Here is a 19446-nt window from a genome sequence, read left to right as displayed (position 1 = left end):
ATGTTTGCGGATATATGCGCAACACACATGACACGTGGGTTCGACACCCGGAGTCTCCACGCCGGGTCGACCGCCGACCCGGCGACCGGGGCTCGTGCGACGCCGATCCATCAGACGACCTCGTACGCGTTCGCGGACGCCGACGCGGCGGCGGACCTGTACGCGCTCCGGGCCGACGGCGACGTCTACTCCCGCGTCTCGAATCCGACCGTTCGCGCCCTCGAGAACCGTCTCGCCGACTTGGAGGGCGGGTCAGGAGCGGTCGCGACCGCTTCCGGAATGGGCGCGTTCGACGCGATCGCCACGGTGCTCGCGAGCGCGGGCGACAACGTCGTCGCCAGCGAGGAGATGTACGGCGGCACCGCGACGCACCTCACCACCGTCGCGAACCGCCGCGGGATCGAGACCCGCCTCGTCGGCACCACCGACTACGAGGGGTACGCCGAGGCGATCGACGACGACACCGCCTTCGTCCACGTAGAGACGCTCTCGAACCCCTCCCTCGTCACGCCCGACTTCGAGCGGCTCGCCGACGTCGCCCACGACTGCGCGGTCCCGCTCGTCGTCGACAACACGTTCGCGACGCCCGCGCTCTGCCGACCGATCGAACACGGCGCGGACGTCGTCTGGGAGTCGACGACGAAGTGGATCACCGGCAACGGCACCACCGTCGGGGGGATCGTCGTCGACGGCGGCACCTTCCCGTGGGACCACCCGGACGCGGAGTACGAGGAGCTCTCCGGGCAGTCGCCGGCGTTCCCGATCGACTTCGTCGAGCGGTTCGGCGATGCCGCCTTCGCGAACGTCGTCCGCCAGCGAGCGGTCCGTCCCACCGGGAGCCAGCAGTCCCCGTTCGACGCCTGGCAGACGCTTCAAGGCGTGGGAACGCTCCCGCTGCGGATGGAGCGTCACTGCGAGAACGCCCGACGGGTCGCCGAGTACCTCCGCGGCGACGACCGCGTCGATTGGGTGACGTACCCGGGATTCGACGACCACCCGACCCACGGCGACGCGAGCGAGTACCTCGCCGACTACGGCGGCATGATAACCTTCGGCGTCGCGGGCGGCTACGGGGCCGCGAAGACGCTCTGTGAATCCGTCGACCTCGCGAGCTTCCTCGCGAACATCGGCGACGCGAAGACGCTGATCATCCACCCCGCCTCGACGACGCACGCACAGCTCGACGAGGAGGCCCGGGAGGCGGCGGGCGTCCCGGCGGACATGGTCCGGCTCTCGGTCGGCATCGAGGAGCCCGCGGACGTGATCGCCGACCTCGACGGCGCACTGGGGGCCGCGACGTCGACACCGACGTCGACGGAGGCGTGAACGTGGCGGCGACACCCACCGACGCCGGCGTCGCGGCGCTCGGGGAGTTCACCTTCGAGTGCGGTCGGGAGATCCCGGACCTGCGGGTCGGCTACGAGACGTACGGCGAGTTCGACGGCGACAACGTCGTCCTCGTGTGCCACGCGCTCACGGGCAGCCAGAACGTCGCACGGACGCCCGATCGCGACGCCGACGCCGGGCAGGCCGGCCAGGCCCGGGCGTGGTGGGACGACGTGGTCGGCCCGGGGAAGGCGATAGACACGACCGAGTACTACGTCGTCTGCGCGAACGTCCCCGGCTCCTGTTACGGCACGTCGGGGCCGGCCAGCGAGCGGCCGGCGGACCTCGAGGTGCCCGGCGAGGAGCCCGACCACGACCGCTGGGGGACGGCGTTCCCGCCGGTTCAAGTCGAGGACTGGGCGCGCGCACAGCGCCGGCTGCTCGACCACCTCGGCGTCGGCCGGCTCCGGGCGGTCGTCGGCGGCAGCGTCGGCGGGATGAACGTCCTCGAGTGGGCGAAGCGCTACCCCGACGACGTGGATCTGGTCGTCCCCATCGCGGCCGCGGCCCGACTCGACGCGCAGTGTCTCGGGCTCGACGCCATCGCGCGCCGGGCGATCCGCTCGGACCCGAACTGGAACGGCGGCGACTACTACGGCGAGGGTCGCGAGTCGCCCGCCACCGGGCTGGCGATGGCCCGCCAGATCGGCCACGTGATGTACCTCTCGAAGGCGTCGATGGAGCGGAAGTTCGGCCGGCGCTCGGCGGGCCGCGACTCGCTGAGCCGCGAGGAGGGCGACCTCGGGCTCGAGGCCGACCCCGCGGCCGCCTTCTTCCCGTACCGCGAGGTGGAGTCGTACCTCGACTACCAGGCGGAGGGGTTCGCGGAGCGGTTCGACGCCAACAGCTACCTCTACCTCACGCGCGCGATGGACGAGTACGACCTCGCGGCCGGCTACGGCTCCGACGCCGACGCGCTCGCGGCCTTCGAGGGCGAGGCGCTTCTACTGAGCTTCACCGGCGACTGGCACTTCACCGTCGAGCAGGCCGAGTCGGTCGCGACCGCCTTCCGCGAGCGCGACGTCCCCGTCGCCCACCACGTGATCGACTCCGACCACGGCCACGACGCGTTCCTCGTCGAACCGGAACACGTCGGCCCGCCGCTGCGCGATTTCCTCGCGGACGGGGTGGAGGGCCGCGCCGTCGACGACCGAGGCGGCGACGACGAGGAATCGGAATCCGACCGCGACCCGGACCACGCCCCCGTCCACTCCAGCCTGTTCGGCGGGTGAATCGGAGGGAGAGTCGGATACGGAGGAACGAAAACCCGCGGTTGCGGTGGCGCGCCGGTGAGCGCCCGGAGGGCGCGAACCCGACCGCGAGGGACGTCGCGACCGAAGGGAGCGACGAGGCTGGGGAGGTGTGAGGTGCGGTGCTGTGCGGAACGGGGTGGGACTCAAAGGGGCAGTCGCGATTCCCGCGAGCGTGAGCGAGCGGGAAGTCGAGAGACGAAGTCTCTCGGAAGGACGAAGACGCGCGACGTAAGCAGCGTGGCGCGACGCGCCACGGGAAGCCGGCGGCGGAGCCGCCGGCGACACCGCAGGGAGCGAACGAAGTGAGTGACTGAGGAGCGCAGCGAGCGCATCGAGTCCTCCCGGCTGGGGCTTTGGAGGTGTTCACCGCACCAGCAACGATCCGCCTCAAACGGCCGGACCCTACTCGAAACGATCGGATCTAAGAGAGCGATCTCGGGCGGGTTCGAACCACGGTCGCTCCCGTTCGCTCGTGATGCTCGCTCACCTCCCGCTCTCTGGTTCGGACCCGCCTCACATACATTTCTGTGACTCACTTCGTTCGTCCCAGAAATGGGCTCGGGCGGGTTCGAACCGCCGACCTCAGCCTTGTAAAGGCCGCGTCATAACCAGCTAGACCACGAGCCCTCGTCGAAACCAGCCGCCGCGAGCGGAAAACGGTTTCTGTCTCGACCGCGAACCCCGGCCGTGAACCGTCGTTTTCCCGCGCTGACCACCGCCGCCATCGTCGTCTTCGTCCTCGCCGCGCTCGTGGTCGCCACCGCCCCGACGGTCCTGATCCCGAGCTACGACACGACCGCGGTCGAGGCGGTCGACGCCGAGACGGGCGAGACGCTCACGACCGTCGAGGCCCGGATCGCCGACGGCCCGATGAAACGCTACGTCGGGCTTTCGACGACGGACGAACTCGCCGACGCCGAGGGGATGTTGTTCGTCCATTCCGAGTCCGGCGAGCACGGCTACGTGATGCGCGACATGGCCTTCGCCATCGACATCGTGTTCGTCGCGGAGGACGGCGAGATCACGGAGGTTCGCGAGGCGGAACCCGAATCGCGCCCGCTCACGACCTACGAGGGGACGGGGAAGTACGTCCTCGAGGTCCCGAGAGGGTGGAGCGCGAAAAACGGGATCGAGCCGGGGGATCGACTCGAGTTCGATCTGTCCTGACTGCCGAAGCGAGTTCGCGGATGCCCCGACGAAACCCTTTCACGCCTCCCTCGCGTGCGACCGCGTATGGCCGGTCCCCTCCGACGCGCCGCCTGGAACCTCCGGTACCGCTGGCGGCGGGTGTTCGCGCTCTGCGTCGTCGGCGCGGGCGTGCTCGCGCCGATCCTCACGAACCTCTGGTGGACGCTGCCGCTCGTCTGGTTCCTCGGTCTGTTCGTCGTCCTCCCCGTGCTCCACACCCTCGCGAAGCCGCTCCCGTCCGCGGACGACGAGGGCGGTGACGGCGATCGAGGTTCCGGAAACGACCCCGCGCTCGACGCGTTGCGCGAGCGCTACGCACGCGGCGAGATCGACGAGGCGGAGTTCGAGCGGAGGTTGGATCGTCTGCTCGAGACCGAGGACGCGGAGGTCGCGGAGCGCGACCGCGACGTGGCCGCCCGGATCCGCGGGACCGTCGAGCGCGAACTCGAGCGCGTGCGTGAGTGACTCGGATGGATGACCTCGACGGAGCGACCGCCTCGGACGACCCGACCCGCCGGATCGACCGTTTCTTGAGCGCGCGGCCCGGACGGGAGGGTAATGGACGGACCGCTGTGGATCGACACGCACGCGCCGGACCTCGACGAGATCCGGCAGACTGACGCCCGCGACCGGCTCCGCCGGGCGGTCGACGAGCCGATGAACCTCGTCGTTCAGGGGCCCCCGGGAGCCGGGAAGACGGCCGCGACGCGGGCGCTGGCGCGGGAGTCGCACGCCGACCCCGAGAGCGACCTGATCGAGATCAACGTCGCGGACTTCTTCGGCCGGACGAAAAAGGAGATCCGGACCGATCCCCGGTTCGAGGGATTCCTCCAGGGGAGAAGTCGGATGGCGAAACGCGACATGATAAACCGCGTCCTCACCGAGTCGGCCTCCTACGCGCCGATGTCCGGCGAGTACAAGACGGTGTTGCTGGACAACGCCGAGTCCATCCGCGAGGACTTCCAGCAGGCGCTCCGACGGGTGATGGAGAAACACCACCGAACGACCCAGTTCGTGATCGCCACCCGCCAGCCCTCGAAGCTCATCGCGCCGATCCGGTCGCGGTGTTTCCCGATCCGGCTGCGCGCGCCGACGACCGACGAGACCATCGACGTGCTCGAGACGATCTGCGACCGCGAGGACGTGGAGTACGACGCCGACGGCCTGGAGTTCGTCGCAAGCGCGGCCGGCGGCGACCTCAGACGCGCGATCCTCGCGGCGCAGACGACCGCCGTCGAGGGCGGGGAGATCACCATGACGACCGCCTACGAGACGCTCGGCGAGGTGGGCGAGGACGACGCGATCCGCGAGGCGCTCGCGGCCGCCCGCGAGGGAGACCTGAAGGACGCCAGAGGGACCCTCGACGACCTCCTCGACGAGGGCGGATACGACGGTCCGGGGCTGCTCCGCGAGACGCTGCGGGTCGCGCGGGCGGGCTCCGCGTACGGCGGTGACGACCTCGCACGGCTCCACACGCTCGCCGGCGAGGCCGACCTCGCGCTGACCGAGGGGCTCGACGATCGGCTCCACCTCACACACCTGCTCGCGGCGTGGGCGGCCGGCCGAACGGACCTCCACGCCGCGTTCCACGAACCAGACCCCGCGGGGGCCGAACCGTGAGCCGGAACCCGCCGCTCGCCCGCGTGCTCCCGTTCGAGGTGGTCGACGACGCCTGGCGGCTGGCGCTCGTCCCCGCGCTCGCCGCGGCCGTCGTCGGTCCCTTCCTCCCGCCGGTCGGCCTCGGCCTGGCCGCGCTCGCGCTCGGCGTCCTCTGGTTCCACCGCGACCCCGAGCGAACCCCGCCGGATCCGGAGCGGGCGGTCGTCTCGCCCGCCGACGGCACCGTGAGCGTCGTGCGCGAGGAGGGGACGCGGCTCCGCGTCGGGGTGTACATGAGCGCGGCCGACGTCCACGTGAACCGCGCGCCGGTCGCCGGGAACGTACGAGAAGTCCGGCATCGACCCGGCGCGAACCGCCCGGCGTTCGACAAGGAGTCCGAGCGCAACGAGCAGGTCGCGATCGACTTCGGTGAGTACGAACTGCTCGTCATCGCCGGCTGGTTCGCCCGCCGGATCCATCCCGCGGTCGAGTCCGGCGACCGCGTCGAGCGGGGCGACCGCGTCGGCCACGTCTCGTTCGGCTCTCGCGCCGACGTGGTGTTGCCGGCCGACGTCGCCCGCGAGGACCTCCTCGTGCGCGAGGGCGATTCGGTCCGCGCGGGCGAGACGATCATCGCGGAGCGGGAGTGAGGCCGGAGAGGCGGACCCGAGCCGCGTCCGGCTCGACCCGTCGATGAACCGCGTCGACCCCGTCTCGGCCATAGCGTTTTGTGTGCTCGCGGAGACGGGACCGTGTATGCCCGACGAGACGGAGGAGACGGTCCACGAGTCCGAACGGTCGCGCAGTCGACAGGCACTCGCCACCTACTTCCGCCGGATCGCGAAGGCGCTCGGTCGCGGCGAGCCGGTTCCCGTCGCCGACGCCGGAACGATCACCGTCGACCCGCCGGCCGAGCCCGACCTGGAGGTCGAGATCGAACGCGAGGGCGACAGGGTCAGTCTCGAACTCGACGTAGAGTGGATCGAGGAGGAGGGCGACGTCGACCTCGACGCCGCCGCGAGCAAGGCGACGTTCGAGGTGTACGGTGACGCCGCCGACGACTGGCGCTGGCGGCTCGTCCACGACAACGGCAACATCATCGCCGACGGCGGCGAGGGATATTCCGACAGGCGTGACGCCGAGAACGGCATCGAGTCCGTGAAACGGAACGCGCCGGGCGCGCACGTCGTCGACCTGAAGAACGAGGAGGAACCGCCCGAGGAGGGCGGCAGCAACGCGACCTTCGAGGTGTTCGAGGACCAGGGGGGCAAGCGGCGCTGGCGGCTCGTCCACGACAACGGCAACGTGATCGCCGACGGCGGGCAGGGGTACGCCTCCAAGCGGAACGCGGTCGGCGGGCTCCGGAGCGTGAAGGAGAACGCGCCGGGCGCGGCCGTCGAGGAGGTCGACGAGTAGAGGGAGACGGGCGGGCTTCAACGGGGCCGAACGGAGTCGTTTAACCCGCCGGCCGGCCACTCTCCTCCCATGACGAACGCACTGGAGGTCGAGAACCTCCGGAAGAGCTACGGGGACCTCGACGCCCTGAAAGGGGTGTCGCTGACGGTGCCCGAGGGCTCGTTCTTCGGCCTGCTCGGCCCCAACGGCGCGGGGAAGACGACGTTCATCAACGTATTGGTCGGGCTCGTGCGCGCCTCCGGCGGCGACGCGCGCGTCTTCGGCCACGACGTGGAGGCGGACTACCGGGAGGCGCGCGACCGGATCGGGCTCGCCCCACAGGAGTTCAACGTCGACCGGTTCTTCCCGATTCACGAGGTGTTAGAGCACAAGGCGGGGTACCACGGCGTCCCGCGCGACGTGGCCGCCGAGCGCGCCGAGCGCGCGCTCAAGCAGGTCGGGATCTACGACAAGCGCGACACCCGATTCGACTGGCTCTCCGGCGGGATGAAACGCCGGTTCATGCTGGCGCGGGCGCTCGTCACCGACCCCGACCTGTTGATCCTCGACGAGCCCTCCGCGGGCGTCGACGTCCAGCTGCGCCGCGACCTCTGGGACCTCGTGACGGAACTCAACGAGGAGGGCACGACCGTGCTCCTCACCACCCACTACATCGAGGAGGCGGAGCGGCTCTGCGACGAGGTCGCCATCCTCGACCGGGGGCGGGTCGTCACCGTCGCCTCCCCGGAGGAGCTGATGGACCGCGGCACGGACCGGGTCGTCATCGCGCTCCGGGAGCCGCCGGCGTCCACGGACGCGCTCTCCGATCTCCTCCCCGGCGACGACCGGATCGAGGACGTGAGCCTCGAGGAGGATCGACTCGTCGTCACTGCCCGACAGGGCGGGCTGGTCGCGCCCGACCTCGTCCGCGAGCTCGACCGCGCCGGCCACGAGATCCTCGACATGGAGATCAAACGCACCTCCCTCGAGGAGGTGTTCGTGGACATGACTCGCCATGAGGAGGGGGACGGTCGCCCGGACGGGGACGGCGTCGACGGCGACGTCGACGATGAGGGTGGGAACGACCGCGACGACGACGCGCCGCTCGAGACGGCCGCGACCGGCGGCCGGGAGGGGTCCCGATGAGCGGCGACGCCGGGAGCATCGATCTCACCGGCTTCCTCACGCTCACCAAGCGGGAGGTACTGCGGTTCCTCCGGCGGCCGAGCAACACGTTCGCGCCGCCCTTCATCACCAACGTGTTGTACTTCTCGGTGTTCGGCGTCATCCTCGGCGAGCGGGTCGGGACGATCACCGGCGTGCCGTACATCCTCTTCATCCTGCCGGGGCTCGTGGTGCTCGGTGCGGTGTCGAACAGCTTCGAGAACGCCTCCTTCTCCATCTTCCACGGGAGATGGAACGAGTACATCCACGAGGTGCTCACCTCGCCGCTGTCGTACGCCGGGATGGTCGGCGCGTACGTCCTCGCGGCCGCGACCCGCGGGGTCCTCGTCGGCGGGCTCATCGCCGCGATCGGGTGGGCGATCGTCACCGCGCTGTTCCGACCCGTTCCCGTCGAGGATCCGCTGTATCTGCTCGCGTTCCTGCTCGTCATCACGCTGCTCTTCGCCAGCCTCGGCGTGATCGGCGGGCTCGCCGCCAGCGACTTCGACGACCTCACCGTGATGAACCAGTTCATCCTCCGACCGCTGGTCTTCTTCGGCGCGGTGTTCTACTCGCTCGAGGACCTCACGCCGCTGTTGCGCGACATCTCGCTTCTCAATCCGATGGTGTACATGGTCAACGGCGTGCGCTACGGCTTCCTCGGCGTCGCCGAGGTCGACCCGCGGCTCTCGCTCGGCGTGCTCGCGGGCATGACCGTCGCCGCCGTCGGCCTCGACGTGCTGTTATTCAAGCGCGGCTACGGGCTGACGGATTGAGTCGGGCGGCGATCCGATGTCCCGCCGCGCGCCCCGCATCCCGGACCGCACCGCTTATTCGCCGCGACTCTCTACCTCGGGCCGGACATGGACGCGCTCCACGCCAAGTACCCGTTCTTCGAGGGGGCCCGCGACGCCGTCGCCGGGGCGTCGGCGTCGCTTCCGGAGCTCGTCGCCGCCGACGCTCCGGCGGTCGATCGGGCCCGCGAGCGCGTCGAGCGAGGGTTACTCGAGGGCACGATCGAGCCCGAGGCCGGCGCGTTCGGCGGCTCGGCAGTCGACGTCGATGCGCGCGCGGAGCTGCTCTCGTACCCCATCGCGCGGATCCTCGTCTCGCTTCTCGACTCCGAGCCCGCCATCGAGAAGTACGCGGCCGCGGAGGCCTCGACCGCGCTCGATCGCCTCCGTGCCGACCTCGAGCGCGACGACGGGCTCAGATCGACGCCGACGCCGACCGTCGACCTCGACGACGTGCTCGCCGAATTCGACCTGACGAAGGCCGTCCGCGCCGAGCCCGTTCGTGGGAGCCGCGACCCGAGCCACTACCGGATCGCGGTCGGCCCGTACCTCCGGCTGAGTTCGCCGTCGTGGGGGGACTCCTGGCGGCTCGTCAACCGGGCGCTCGCGGACGGCGCGGTGCGGGTCTCGCGCGAGGAGCTGTTGGAGGCGCTCGGGTCCGCGATCGAGGCGCGGGTCCGCGAGGGACTCCCGTTCGAGCTGGAGGCCGGCGAGGGGATCGCGGCGGAGCTGGAATCGCGCGTGACGGAGCTGAAGCGGCTGCTCAAAGAGCGCACCTACACGGGGCCGATCGACGTCGTCGCGCCCGAGCTGTTCCCGCCGTGTATGGAGAACCTGATCGGGAAGGCCGAACGCGGCGTCGAGCTGTCGGGCCCGGAGAGCTTCGCGCTGATGGCGTTTCTCGTCGGGATCGGGATGTCGCCCGACGAGGTGGTGGCCTTCTGTGCGGACACGAGCCTCGACGCCGAAGGGATCCGCTATCAGACGGAGTACCTCGCGGACGACCGCGGGACGCAGTACCCACCGCCGACGTGCGAGACGCTCTCGAACTACGGGATCTGCCACAACGAGGACGACCACATGCGCGTCGCCGCCGATCCCCTCTCGTACTACGAGACGCGGGTGAACGACGCCGACGCCGACGATATCGTCGACTGGCGGGAGAAACACGGTGAGAGGGATCCGGATGAGAGGAGATCGGACGAGAAGGATCCGGACGAGAGGAGACTGGACGAGAAGGATCCGGACGAGAGGAGACTGGACGAGAAGGATCCGGACGAGAGGAGACTGGACGAGAAGACGGAGGACGAGCGGACCGACGAGGCACGCGCCGATGACGAAGCGGCTATCGGAGAGGGAGAGCCCGTCGAGAAGTGAGGTGGGCGAACGGCTACGCCTCGCCGTTGCCGGCCCGGATGAGGTACGCGCCGACGAGCGCCATCAGCAACACGAATCCGGTGAGAAGCCCGACCAGCGCGATCGCGCCGGACTCGGGGAGCGAGGAGCCGTCGAACGTGACGCCGATGGCGACCAGCCCGGCGATGAACACCATCGCGGCCAGGAGCGAGACGGTGATCTGTCGACGCAGCTCCGCATCGATTTCCATGCCCCCGGTTCCCGTCGGCACTAAAAAAGGACTTCGATGAACCGCCCGGAAGCGTCTGGGGAGGGCGGTCGCCGAGGGCTCACCGCAGCCGACAGGTTAAGCTGAACCCGCCCGTAGGTCGGGACGAACCGGGGCGATCCCGGGGAACGTCATGACTCACAGACGGATCCCGCCGGTGTCGTTCGCGATCGACGGTGCCGCCGGCAACGAGGAGGACGACGGGAATCACGATGACGACTCCAGTGACGACGCCGAGGACGACAGGGACGCCGACACGGACGGTAACGGTGATTCGAGCCGGGAGAACGGCCGGTCCGAGCGGGCGAAACGCGAGCCGATGACGGTGCGGCCGCTTCGGGATCGCCGGTACGTCGTCGAGACGGAGGGCGGGACCTACGTCATCGCGCTCGATTCGGGCACCTGTAGCTGCCCGGACCACGAGATCCGCGGAGAGCGGTGTAAACACCTCAGGCGGGTCGCCATCGAAGTGACGGAGGGGCGACTCCCCGCGCCGGATCAGCGGGTCGGCGTCTGTGCGGTCTGTGGAGTCGAGACGTTCGTCCCGTTCGCGGCGTCCGGACCGCGGCTCTGTGAGCGACACGGGTTCGACCGCGGCGACGCCGTGTACGACCGCGAGACGGGGAAGCTGCTCGTCGTCACTCGCGTCACGGAGCGGCGCGCCGACGAGTACCGAACCGACGAAGAGCGGTCGATCGACGCGTACCCGACCAACGCGGCCTACGGGGCGCACGAACCCGTCGTCGAGGCGGTCTACGCGGAGTCGCTCGGGCCCGCCCACGGGATCGACGACGCCAGGCGGTACGGGTTCCCGGCCTCGCGGCTGGTGTCGGTGGACATCGGCCGCGAGGAGTGAATCGAGCGGGAATCGGTTCTACAGCACGTCGAGCGCGTCCTCGACCGGCATGTGGCCGTCCCGGACGGCCTCGAGGACCTCCCGGCGCTCCTCGTCGGGGTCGGTCGCGACCTCCTCGAGGGTCACCTTCTCCGTCTCGCCGACGAACTCGGGGAAGTCGGTCCCCTCCGCGAGCGCCGTCTCCTTTTTCACGCGATAGGACCCGGCGTCGGTGGTGTACAGGTCGCCCGGGTGGAAGAAGTACCAGTCCTCGCGGTCGAACCGAACCGCGATACGAGCCTTCGCACCGAAGTTCCGCGCGAAGAAGAGCAGCGCCTCCACCTCCTCGCCGGAGAGGTAGATCGGGTCGCCCGCGCTGGACTTCGCCTCGATCGCGTAGAAGGTCTCGCCGTCGCCCGCGAGCACGTCCGGCAGCTCCCGCTCCGTCGCCGAGCCGCTGGCCGGCGCACGCATCACGGCGAATCCCGCCTCGTCCAACTCGTTGACGAGCTCACGCTCGCGGCGATCGCCCTTACGGTTCGCCGACACGGTCACGTTCACCCCGGTGAGTCACGTCGATCGGTACTCGAGAGGAGGCTAAAAGGTCGGCGGGTCGTCGGCGGCCCTTCGGGATCCGTGTCGGGATTTATCCCGTCACGTCGCGTACGGTGAGTCATGATAACGCGTGTTCTCGTCGCGATGGATGGGTCCGAAGTCGCCGAGCGGGCGCTCCGGTACGCGCTCGAGGTCCACGAGAACGCGGAGGTCGTGGTCCTTCACGTGGTGGGGGAACCGTCCTCGATGATGGGCGAAGCGACGGAGATCGCGCTCGCAGAGGACTCCGAGGAGAAGGCACACGATCGGTCGGAGGAACTGATCGAGCGGGTGGGAGAGATCGCGACCGAGTACGACGCGACGGTCGACGTCGAGGTCGCAGTGGGTCAGCCCGGCAAGCGGATCGTCGAACGGGCCGAGGAGTTCGATACGGTGATCGTTGGAACCCACGACGGGTCGCTGATCGACCGGTTGCTCGTCGGTAACGTCGCACAGACGGTTTTCCGGGGATCACCGGTGTCGGTGACGGTGGTTCGATGACGGACACCGGAAGCTCCGCCGCGATCGGATCTTCCACGAACATGTTCGCCCGGTGAGACAGGGTCCGGCGGCGACGACTGTGCGATATGAGTGAAATCGACACCGTCGTCGACTCCGACGCCACTGCCGACCACGACGCCACCGCCGACCACGACGACCTTCCCGCGTTCCTCACGGAGGAGCACGCGGGTTCGTGGTCGGCGAACCTCGAACTCGACCGATACGCCGACGACAGGGAGTCGCTCGTCGAACACGCGCTGCTCGCGGTCGAGCGGACCGACCCGGCCCACCACGTGAACCTCGTCACGCACCCCGAACACGGGAATCCCGAGCCGTATCTGGGCGAACGCCTCCGTGAGCGGTTCCCCGAAGCGACCGCGGAGGTCGTCGATCAGTGTGGCTGCGGAGGATACGTCTACCGAGTCGAGCCGTGATCTCGCGTCAGTCATCGGCACGGGCCATCTCGTTCGTCGTCACTCCTCGAACTCGACGCCGGTGACCTCGAAACGCGCGCCGCCATCGGTTCCGTCGGCGATCCGGACCTCCCAGCCGTGCGCCTCGACGACTCGTTTGACGATACTGAGCCCGAAGCCGGTGCCGTCCTCGTCGGTCGAGTATCCCGGACCGAACACGTCCTCGCGCGCGTCTCGCGGGATGCCGACGCCGTCGTCCTCGACGTAGAACCCGTCCGCGATCTCGCCGACCGTGATAGTCACGCCGTCGCCGGGCTCCACAGGAGCCCGGCTGTCAGTCGAACCGTGTTCGACGCTGTCGTCGGCCCGTGGCCGACTGCTCGTGGAATGGTTCGAAAACTCCGAGGAGGAGTTTTCGTCATCACGAGAGACGGCGTCGCCGTCTCTCGAACGACCGTGTTCCACGCTGTCGCCGGATTCCGGAGGAATCCGGCTGCCAGTCGAGCCGTGCTCGACGCTGTTCCGAAGGAGATTCTCGAAGAGCTGCTGGAGTCGGGTCCGATCCGCTCGAACCGTTCGGTCGACGTCGACGCGGAGCCGCGCGCCGGGCGGTCGCTCGACGTGGACCCAACAGCCCTCGATGAGGTCGGCGAGGTCGACGATCTCGAGCTCGCCGAGTTCTTCGCCCTCGCGAGCCAACGTGAGGAGGTCGCCGATCAGGTCGTTCATGCGATCGTGCGCGCGGGCCACGTCCGCGAGGTGCTCGCTGTCGCACTCGTCCTCGACGAGTCGGAGCCGGCCCTCGGCGACGGTGAGCGGATTCCGGAGGTCGTGGCTCACCACGTCGGCGAACTCCTCGAGCCGCTCGTTCTGCCGTTTCAGTTCGTCGCGGCTGCGTCGGAGTTCGCGCTCGCGCTCGCGCTCGTCCAGCGCGGTCTCGGCCGCCGTCGAGAGGATCCGCGCGAGGAACTCGTCCGTCGAGTCGAAGGCGTTCGGAGTCAATTCGCCGATCGAGAGGGTCCCGTGTTCGCCCATCGGAAGGAGCATCAGACTCCGAAGGCCGGTTCCCTGATCGAGTGCGTCCCCCTCGGCCTCGATGTCGTCGTACACGCGGACCTCGCCGGCCTCGTAGGCCGCCCAGTTGAGGCTGCCGGAGTCGGATGTGTACACCTCACGTTCCGGGACGACGTCGCTGACGGCCTCGGAGGAGGCCACGGGGACGAGCCCGTTCTCCTCCGATTCGTAGAGACGGACCACGGCGACCGAGAAGCCGAGGATATCCTCGACGGCGTCGATCACGCGATCGGCGATCTCCGTTCGTGACTCGGCGCGGATCAGCTCCCGCGTGGCGTCGTGGAGCAGTTCGAGTCGTTTCTCGCGCGTGCGGAGCGTCTCCTCGCGAGCGACGCGGTCGAGCGCCGCCTCGAGGTAGTTCGCAAGGATCTCGACGAGGAGCACGTCGGTCTCGGTGAAGCGGTTGGGCTCGGCCGACGAGATGACGAAGACGCCGTGGTCTCCGATCGGGTGGAGCACGACGCTCTCGGCCGGCGTCTCCTCGGTGAGTCGGGACGAGGCGGAGACGTCGTTCAGGTGGACGGACTCCGACTCGCGGAACGCCTCCCAGACGAGGTGCGCCCGCGTTCCCGGCTCGGTCGAGCGGTCGTACCCCGGTAGCTCGTCGAACAGCTCCGGGACGCCCTCCGCGAACGCCGACAGCTCGAGTCGCGTCCCGTCCTCGTTCAGGAGGTGAACGCCGGTCAGGGACGCGCCGATGATCTCGTCGGCCGCCTCCGTCGCCAGCCGCGTCGTCTCCTCGACCGTCCGGGTGTAGTTGAGTCGCCGCGTCCGCTCCCGCAGCTCCTCGAGTTTCCGCTCTCGACGCTTTCGATCGGCGACGTTTCGGCTGCTGACGAGGAATCGCTTCTCGCCGTCGATGTCGAATCGCCTGAGGTGAACCCTGACGGGGAACGTCGACCCGTCGCGGCGTTCGAACTCGGTTTCGATCTCCACCCGGTCGTCGACGTCCATCTCCCGCCAGATGTCGCGAGCCTCGTCGGGACCGAGGTGGTGGTCGAGCTCCCAGACTTTGGTTCCGACGAGCTCCGACTCGTCGTAGCCGGTCTCCGCACACAGCCGGGGGTTCGCGTCGAGGAGCGTTCCCTCGACGTCGTGAACGTCGATCATGTCCGGGGAGTTCTCGAAGAGCGCCTCGAGCCGGGTCGTGGTCCGCTCGAGTCGCCGTTCGCGCTCTCTCCGATCCGTGATGTCGGTGATGAATCCCTCGAGCACCTCGAGGCCACCGTCGTCGTCGTGGACGGCGCGTCCGCGCTCCCAGAGCCACTTCGTCTCGCCGGCCCTCGTATGGATCCGGTAGGTCACCTCGAAGGTGCCGTCCGTCTCGATCGCCTCCTGGACGACGGACCAGGCGTTCTCGCGGTCGTCCGGGTGGATCACCTCCTCGCCCCACACCACCTCGTTTCGCTCCAGTTCATCGGCGGCGTACCCGGTGAGCGACTCGACTTCTCCCTCGACGGTCTCCATCGGCCACTTCGGGTCGTTTCGACACCGGTAGATCATCCCGGGCAGGTTCTCGATGAGCGTCTCCAGACGACGGGTCCGCTCCGCCAACAGCTTCCGAGCCCGGTCGGCGTCGGCCGCGTTGCGGATCCGGTTTGCGAGGAGGGCGTACTGTTCGGTGCCGCCGCGCTTCTGGAGGTAATCGGTGACGCCCGCGGATATCGCCTCACTCGCGACCTCCTCGCTCCCCTTCCCGGTAAAGAGGACGAACGGCAGGTCCGGGTGGTCATCGCGGACGGCCCGCAGGAAGTCGATCCCGTCCAGGCCGGGCATGTCGTAATCGGAGACCACGCAGTCGACCTCGGCGTCCGCCAACGCACGCAGTCCCGCCTCGGCGTCGTGTTCGGTCCGGACCTCGATGCGGTCGTCCTCGCGTTCGAGGAACGTCGCGACCATCTCGGCGAGACCCGGATCGTCGTCGACGTGAAGGACGCGGATCGTCTCGAGGGTCCCGCTCATATACGTGAGAACCTACCAACACGCAGTGAAAAGTGTTTGTGACGGCCGTCGCGAGACGGAGTGAGTCGCGATTCGGGAGGGGATCGCGAGCCGACGGGGCTACCGTCGATACCGGTTCGGGACGTACCGTGACAGCGCCTCCGGCGCGTAGCCGAATACCACCGGAGCGAGGGAGGCGAGTCGCCGGCGTAACGCGACGTAGGCGACGCCGACGGCGAGCGCCGCGACCGCCACGATCCGGAACGATCCGTCGAGGACGACGAGGAGCGGGAGCGACAGCCCGGCGAGAAGCGTCAGGTCCCCCGGCGAGCCGTCGTACCGGATCCAGCGTTTCGGTCGCCGCCAGCGACCGCGGACGTGGTCGTACACCGCGCGCTCGGAGGTGCCCTCCCAGGGACGCAGTTCGAGGCCGCCGCCGTAGCGGTCCATCCGGCAGTGGACCGTCGCGCCGAGCAGGAAGGCGGCGATCGCGACCGTCGCCGGGAGGGTCACGACCGCCGCGGCGACGACCGCCGGGGCCGCGAGGAGGGTGTACACGGTGGGGTAGTGAAGCGTGCGGCGGTGGCCCGAATACAGGTCGAGGTCGGGCGCGACGCTCCCGGCGAGTGCGCCGACGAGCGCCGCGGGAGCGATCTCGGGAGCGATGGAGACGAGCGGGGCCGCGAGCGCCAAGCCCACCATCGCGTGTGTCGGAAGCATCATGGATTCGTCGGGATGGAGTACGCGTACGCGGCGCCGAGGTTTATACTCGCTGGAGGAATGTAAGCGATACACACGGTACGTGTCACGGACCCGCGTCAGGTATCCACGTCAGTCCGTCCGGTCACGCGATTCCCCGTCAGTCCGTCCGGTCACGCGGTTCGTCGATGTCCGCGTGAAGCCCTCGCGGAGGAGGAAGAGGCCGATCTCCCGTTCGATGCCACCTCTACCCTCCGATCGCGAAGGCGATCGGTAGCCACAGGTACGTGAGAACGACGATCGCAACGATACCGAGTAGATTCAGCCACAACCCGATACGCGACATCTGGGGAACCGTTACGTAGCCGCTGCCGAAGACGACCGCGTTCGGGGGCGTCGCCACCGGGAGCATGAACGCCATCGAGGCCGCGAGGGCGGCGGTCGCCATCAACACGAGCGGCGATTCGCCGAGGGTCACCCCGAGGCTGATCATGATCGGCATGAAGACCGTCGCGGTCGCCGTGTTCGAGGTGACTTCCGTCAGAAACACCACGACCGTGGCGATCACGAGGATGAGCACGACCACTGGAACCCCCGAAATACCGGCCAAACCCTCCGCGATGACGGTGTCCAGTCCGCTCTCTCGAAACCCGTTCGCCAGCGAGAACCCGGCTCCGAGGAGCAGGAGCACGCCCCATGGCAACCGTGCTACATCACGCCAGTCGAGCAGGAACTCTCGGGTTTCGTAGTCCACCGGAACGACGAACAGGAGCACTCCTCCCACGATAGCAACGACCGCGTCCGTTACCGCCGGAAACAGTGGCTGAAGGACGAACGGCCGGAGGAGCCATCCCGCTGCGACGAGCGTGAACACGACCAACACCCGCCGCTCGCCACGAGAGGTCCTTCCGAGCTCCTCACGTTGTGCCCGAATGACCGTCTCGGCCCCTCGATCGCGTGGGATCTCCGGTCGAAGGAGTTTCACCAGCACTACCCACGTGACGAACAGGAACACGATAGAGAGTGGCCCCACGAACACGATCCAGTCGAGGAACCCGATCTGTACGTCAAGACGGGATGCTGCCACGCCCGCGAAGACGGCGTTCGGCGGGCTCCCGACCAGAGTTGTGACACCGCCGATCGACGCACTATACGCGATCCCGAGCATCAGTGCGACTCCGAAGCCAGTCGCGGGACGGTCGTCCGGATCCGAGTCGACTCCCGCGACGAGTTCGTTCCCCTCGTCTCCCTCCACCGGCGCCCGATCGGACTCCTCCGCGGTCCCGATCGAGACGATGACCGCGGTCCCGATCGGCACCATCAGCATCGCCGTCGCCGAGTTCGAGATCCACATCGAGAGGAAGGCGGTTGCCAGCATGAACCCGAGCAGGAGCCGGTCGGCTCGAACGCCGACGTGGCTCACGACGGTGAGGGCGATCCTCCTGTGGAGGCCCCAGCGTTCGATCCCCAATGCGAGGAGGAACCCACCTAGGAGGAGAAACACGACGGGGTCTGCGTACGGTGCCGTCGCTCCCGCGGTGTCGATCACGCCGGTTAGCGGGAAGAGAACGACCGGAAGGAGGCTCGTCGCCGGGATCGGGATCGCCTCGGTTATCCACCAAGCCGCGATCCAGAGGGTGCTTGCGAGCGCTGCGTTTGCGGACGGAGGGATGGCAAACGGAGAAACCAGGAGAACCCCGACGAACAGCGCCGGCCCCAGACCCAGTCCGACCTGCTGTCGGGTGACGAACTCCGAGACGCGACTGTGAGTGATCATCTCTGAGGCTGGGGTATGGAAGTTTCAAGGCAAAAACCCCGCCGTTCACAGTAGTTGCCGAACCTCGAGTTGAGTGTTGCTGACTCCCAACAGATCGCGTGGATTCTGGTAGATATTCCGGATACTGGTGGATTCAGTTATATACGCATTCATATGGGGGTAGCCACCTATATTAATTTTAATTCAATTAATATGAATTAATCACACAGAGAATTGATTCGGCAACTACTGTTCAGGGAGGGGAGGATGTCAACGTCGAATGATTGCGAGGCAATGGAGTATACCGCTGTATTCGACTGTCCCTCGAGCGTGAGCCCGCACGCTCTCCGGCGTGGTGGGATCACTAACCAGTTGAACAACGATGTTCCGAGAGAGGTTGTCAGTGACCGCGCGAACGTGACACTGGGTGTTCTCGACGAACACTACGACCGCCGAAGCCAGCGTGAAAGGATGGAACAGCGACGGGGGTATCTCGACAATATTTGATTTGCCGTAACGGGTATTGCTACACAATTTCAACACAGCAGTATGTCCGAAGACAGTTCGCCGCCCGAGAAAACGACGGTCAACATTCGAATGACCGAGACGTTTCTCGCCGACGTCGACGCAACGTGGGAAGACCTCGGGTACAACAGCCGTAGCGAGTTCGTTCGCGACGTACTTCGTGACGCGGTGAAACATCCCGAATTCAACCGTGCGGATCTCAAGGCGATCGCTGCGAGCGAGGTCGACATTCAGGAAGGTCGAACACACTCTAGCGAGGAGATCAAAGCGGAGTATGGGCGTGAAGATGCGAGTGACTGATGAGCGAGGAGTGGGACTGGGAGCTCACTGATCGGTCGAAGCGACAACTCGACGCACTTGACGAGCACGCTCGCGACCGAGTCATTTCTAAACTCGATGAAGTCGTCACCGATCAATGGCGGGAGCCAACGGATCACCTCGAACCGCTTGCGGGGGCTCCACATCAGAAGCTTCGGGTTGGACAGTTCCGGCTCGGATGCCGTGCCGATCGCGAACAACGAATACTCTATGTGGTCGCGATCAGAAAACGGGGTGGAAACGCGTACAGAGGCGACGATTGAATTCCGTGTGCGATCTGTATTTCTTGCTACGCTCTTCTGTAGGAGATTGTTGATACTGCTGAGCTGCTGCTGTGGAGTCGAAGAGGACAAGGACACCGCGTCAGCGGTGTCCGACACGGATGAT

General features: G+C 67.9%; 19 protein-coding genes, 1 tRNA gene and 1 pseudogene. 15 read left to right on the top strand and 6 right to left on the bottom strand.

Translation table 11 applies throughout. From position 1 onward, the window contains the following. Positions 1-27: 27 nt before the first annotated feature. Together FN829_RS06035 and metX are read left to right on the top strand one after the other, a co-directional pair. Positions 28-1326, top strand: a complete 1299-nt coding sequence (locus tag FN829_RS06035; protein ID WP_142986100.1) for an O-acetylhomoserine aminocarboxypropyltransferase/cysteine synthase family protein — start codon at positions 28-30, stop codon at positions 1324-1326. Between the two features lie 2 nt (positions 1327-1328). Further along, positions 1329-2618 (top strand): homoserine O-acetyltransferase MetX, encoded by a 1290-nt coding sequence (gene metX / locus FN829_RS06030; protein ID WP_142986099.1) that lies wholly within the window; start codon positions 1329-1331, stop codon positions 2616-2618. A 574-nt stretch (positions 2619-3192) separates the two neighbouring features. Here metX and FN829_RS06025 read toward each other — a convergent pair. Next, a tRNA-Val gene (locus FN829_RS06025) sits at positions 3193-3266 on the bottom strand. 60 nt (positions 3267-3326) lie between these two features. Between FN829_RS06025 and FN829_RS06020 the strand changes: the two genes are divergently transcribed. The 8 genes and pseudogenes from FN829_RS06020 to FN829_RS05985 all read left to right on the top strand — a co-directional run. Further along, positions 3327-3806: a DUF192 domain-containing protein gene (locus FN829_RS06020; protein ID WP_142986098.1), complete on the top strand. Its 480-nt coding sequence runs from the start codon at positions 3327-3329 to the stop codon at positions 3804-3806. Between the two features lie 66 nt (positions 3807-3872). After that, complete coding sequence (locus tag FN829_RS06015; RefSeq protein ID WP_142986097.1) at positions 3873-4292, top strand: SHOCT domain-containing protein; 420 nt, start codon at positions 3873-3875, stop codon at positions 4290-4292. Between the two features lie 93 nt (positions 4293-4385). Next, a complete protein-coding gene (locus tag FN829_RS06010; protein ID WP_142986096.1) occupies positions 4386-5447 on the top strand; it encodes an AAA family ATPase in 1062 nt (353 codons plus the stop codon). Next, positions 5444-6076, top strand: coding sequence for a protein sorting system archaetidylserine decarboxylase (locus tag FN829_RS06005; protein ID WP_142986095.1), 633 nt, complete (start codon positions 5444-5446; stop codon positions 6074-6076). Before FN829_RS06010 ends, FN829_RS06005 begins: the two co-directional genes overlap by 4 nt. A gap of 106 nt (positions 6077-6182) precedes the next feature. After that, entirely contained in the window at positions 6183-6842 is a 660-nt protein-coding gene (locus FN829_RS06000; protein ID WP_142986094.1) for an HVO_2922 family protein, read from the top strand. 69 nt (positions 6843-6911) lie between these two features. Further along, entirely contained in the window at positions 6912-7967 is a 1056-nt protein-coding gene (locus FN829_RS05995) for an ABC transporter ATP-binding protein (protein WP_142986093.1), read from the top strand. Then, entirely contained in the window at positions 7964-8761 is a 798-nt protein-coding gene (locus tag FN829_RS05990; RefSeq protein WP_142986092.1) for an ABC transporter permease, read from the top strand. Before FN829_RS05995 ends, FN829_RS05990 begins: the two co-directional genes overlap by 4 nt. An 87-nt stretch (positions 8762-8848) precedes the next feature. Further along, positions 8849-9949: pseudogene (locus FN829_RS05985) on the top strand (DNA primase); the annotation flags it as partial. Positions 9950-10169: 220 nt separating this feature from the next. Here the strand turns inward: FN829_RS05985 and FN829_RS05980 are convergent. Continuing rightward, positions 10170-10385 (bottom strand): DUF7472 family protein, encoded by a 216-nt coding sequence (locus FN829_RS05980; protein WP_142986091.1) that lies wholly within the window; start codon positions 10383-10385, stop codon positions 10170-10172. Positions 10386-10536: 151 nt separating this feature from the next. On the opposite strand from FN829_RS05980, the gene FN829_RS05975 reads away from it, so the two are divergent. Then, the gene (locus FN829_RS05975) at positions 10537-11259 is read left to right on the top strand and encodes an SWIM zinc finger family protein (RefSeq protein ID WP_246066458.1); all 723 of its coding nucleotides are present in this window, start codon (positions 10537-10539) and stop codon (positions 11257-11259) included. 18 nt (positions 11260-11277) lie between these two features. Here the strand turns inward: FN829_RS05975 and hjc are convergent, their stop codons facing one another. Continuing rightward, on the bottom strand, positions 11278-11799 hold the full coding sequence (gene hjc / locus FN829_RS05970) for a Holliday junction resolvase Hjc (protein WP_142986090.1): 522 nt from the start codon (positions 11797-11799) through the stop codon (positions 11278-11280). Positions 11800-11913: 114 nt separating this feature from the next. Between hjc and FN829_RS05965 the strand changes: the two genes are divergently transcribed. Continuing rightward, entirely contained in the window at positions 11914-12333 is a 420-nt protein-coding gene (locus FN829_RS05965) for a universal stress protein (RefSeq protein ID WP_142986089.1), read from the top strand. An 86-nt stretch (positions 12334-12419) separates the two neighbouring features. Continuing rightward, positions 12420-12767 (top strand): CGCGG family putative rSAM-modified RiPP protein, encoded by a 348-nt coding sequence (locus tag FN829_RS05960; RefSeq protein WP_142986088.1) that lies wholly within the window; start codon positions 12420-12422, stop codon positions 12765-12767. Between the two features lie 39 nt (positions 12768-12806). On the opposite strand, the gene FN829_RS05955 is transcribed toward FN829_RS05960, so the two are convergent. The 3 genes from FN829_RS05955 to FN829_RS05945 all read right to left on the bottom strand — a co-directional run bounded on the left by FN829_RS05955 (position 12807) and on the right by FN829_RS05945 (position 18237). Continuing rightward, positions 12807-15782: a hybrid sensor histidine kinase/response regulator gene (locus tag FN829_RS05955; RefSeq protein ID WP_142986087.1), complete on the bottom strand. Its 2976-nt coding sequence runs from the start codon at positions 15780-15782 to the stop codon at positions 12807-12809. Between the two features lie 99 nt (positions 15783-15881). Further along, positions 15882-16484, bottom strand: a complete 603-nt coding sequence (locus FN829_RS05950; protein WP_142986086.1) for a metal-dependent hydrolase — start codon at positions 16482-16484, stop codon at positions 15882-15884. Between the two features lie 223 nt (positions 16485-16707). Beyond that, complete coding sequence (locus tag FN829_RS05945; RefSeq protein ID WP_142986085.1) at positions 16708-18237, bottom strand: SLC13 family permease; 1530 nt, start codon at positions 18235-18237, stop codon at positions 16708-16710. A gap of 528 nt (positions 18238-18765) precedes the next feature. On the opposite strand from FN829_RS05945, the gene FN829_RS05935 reads away from it, so the two are divergent. Next, on the top strand, positions 18766-19041 hold the full coding sequence (locus FN829_RS05935; RefSeq protein ID WP_142986084.1) for a ribbon-helix-helix domain-containing protein: 276 nt from the start codon (positions 18766-18768) through the stop codon (positions 19039-19041). Beyond that, on the top strand, positions 19041-19322 hold the full coding sequence (locus FN829_RS05930; protein WP_142986083.1) for a type II toxin-antitoxin system RelE family toxin: 282 nt from the start codon (positions 19041-19043) through the stop codon (positions 19320-19322). The genes FN829_RS05935 and FN829_RS05930 overlap by 1 nt, the downstream gene beginning before the upstream one ends. Positions 19323-19446: the final 124 nt, after the last annotated feature.

Origin of the sequence: Halorubrum cibi (assembly GCF_900182635.1) — an archaeon.
Lineage (GTDB): Archaea > Halobacteriota > Halobacteria > Halobacteriales > Haloferacaceae > Halorubrum > Halorubrum cibi.
This window is presented reverse-complemented; position numbering and strand designations above follow the sequence as displayed.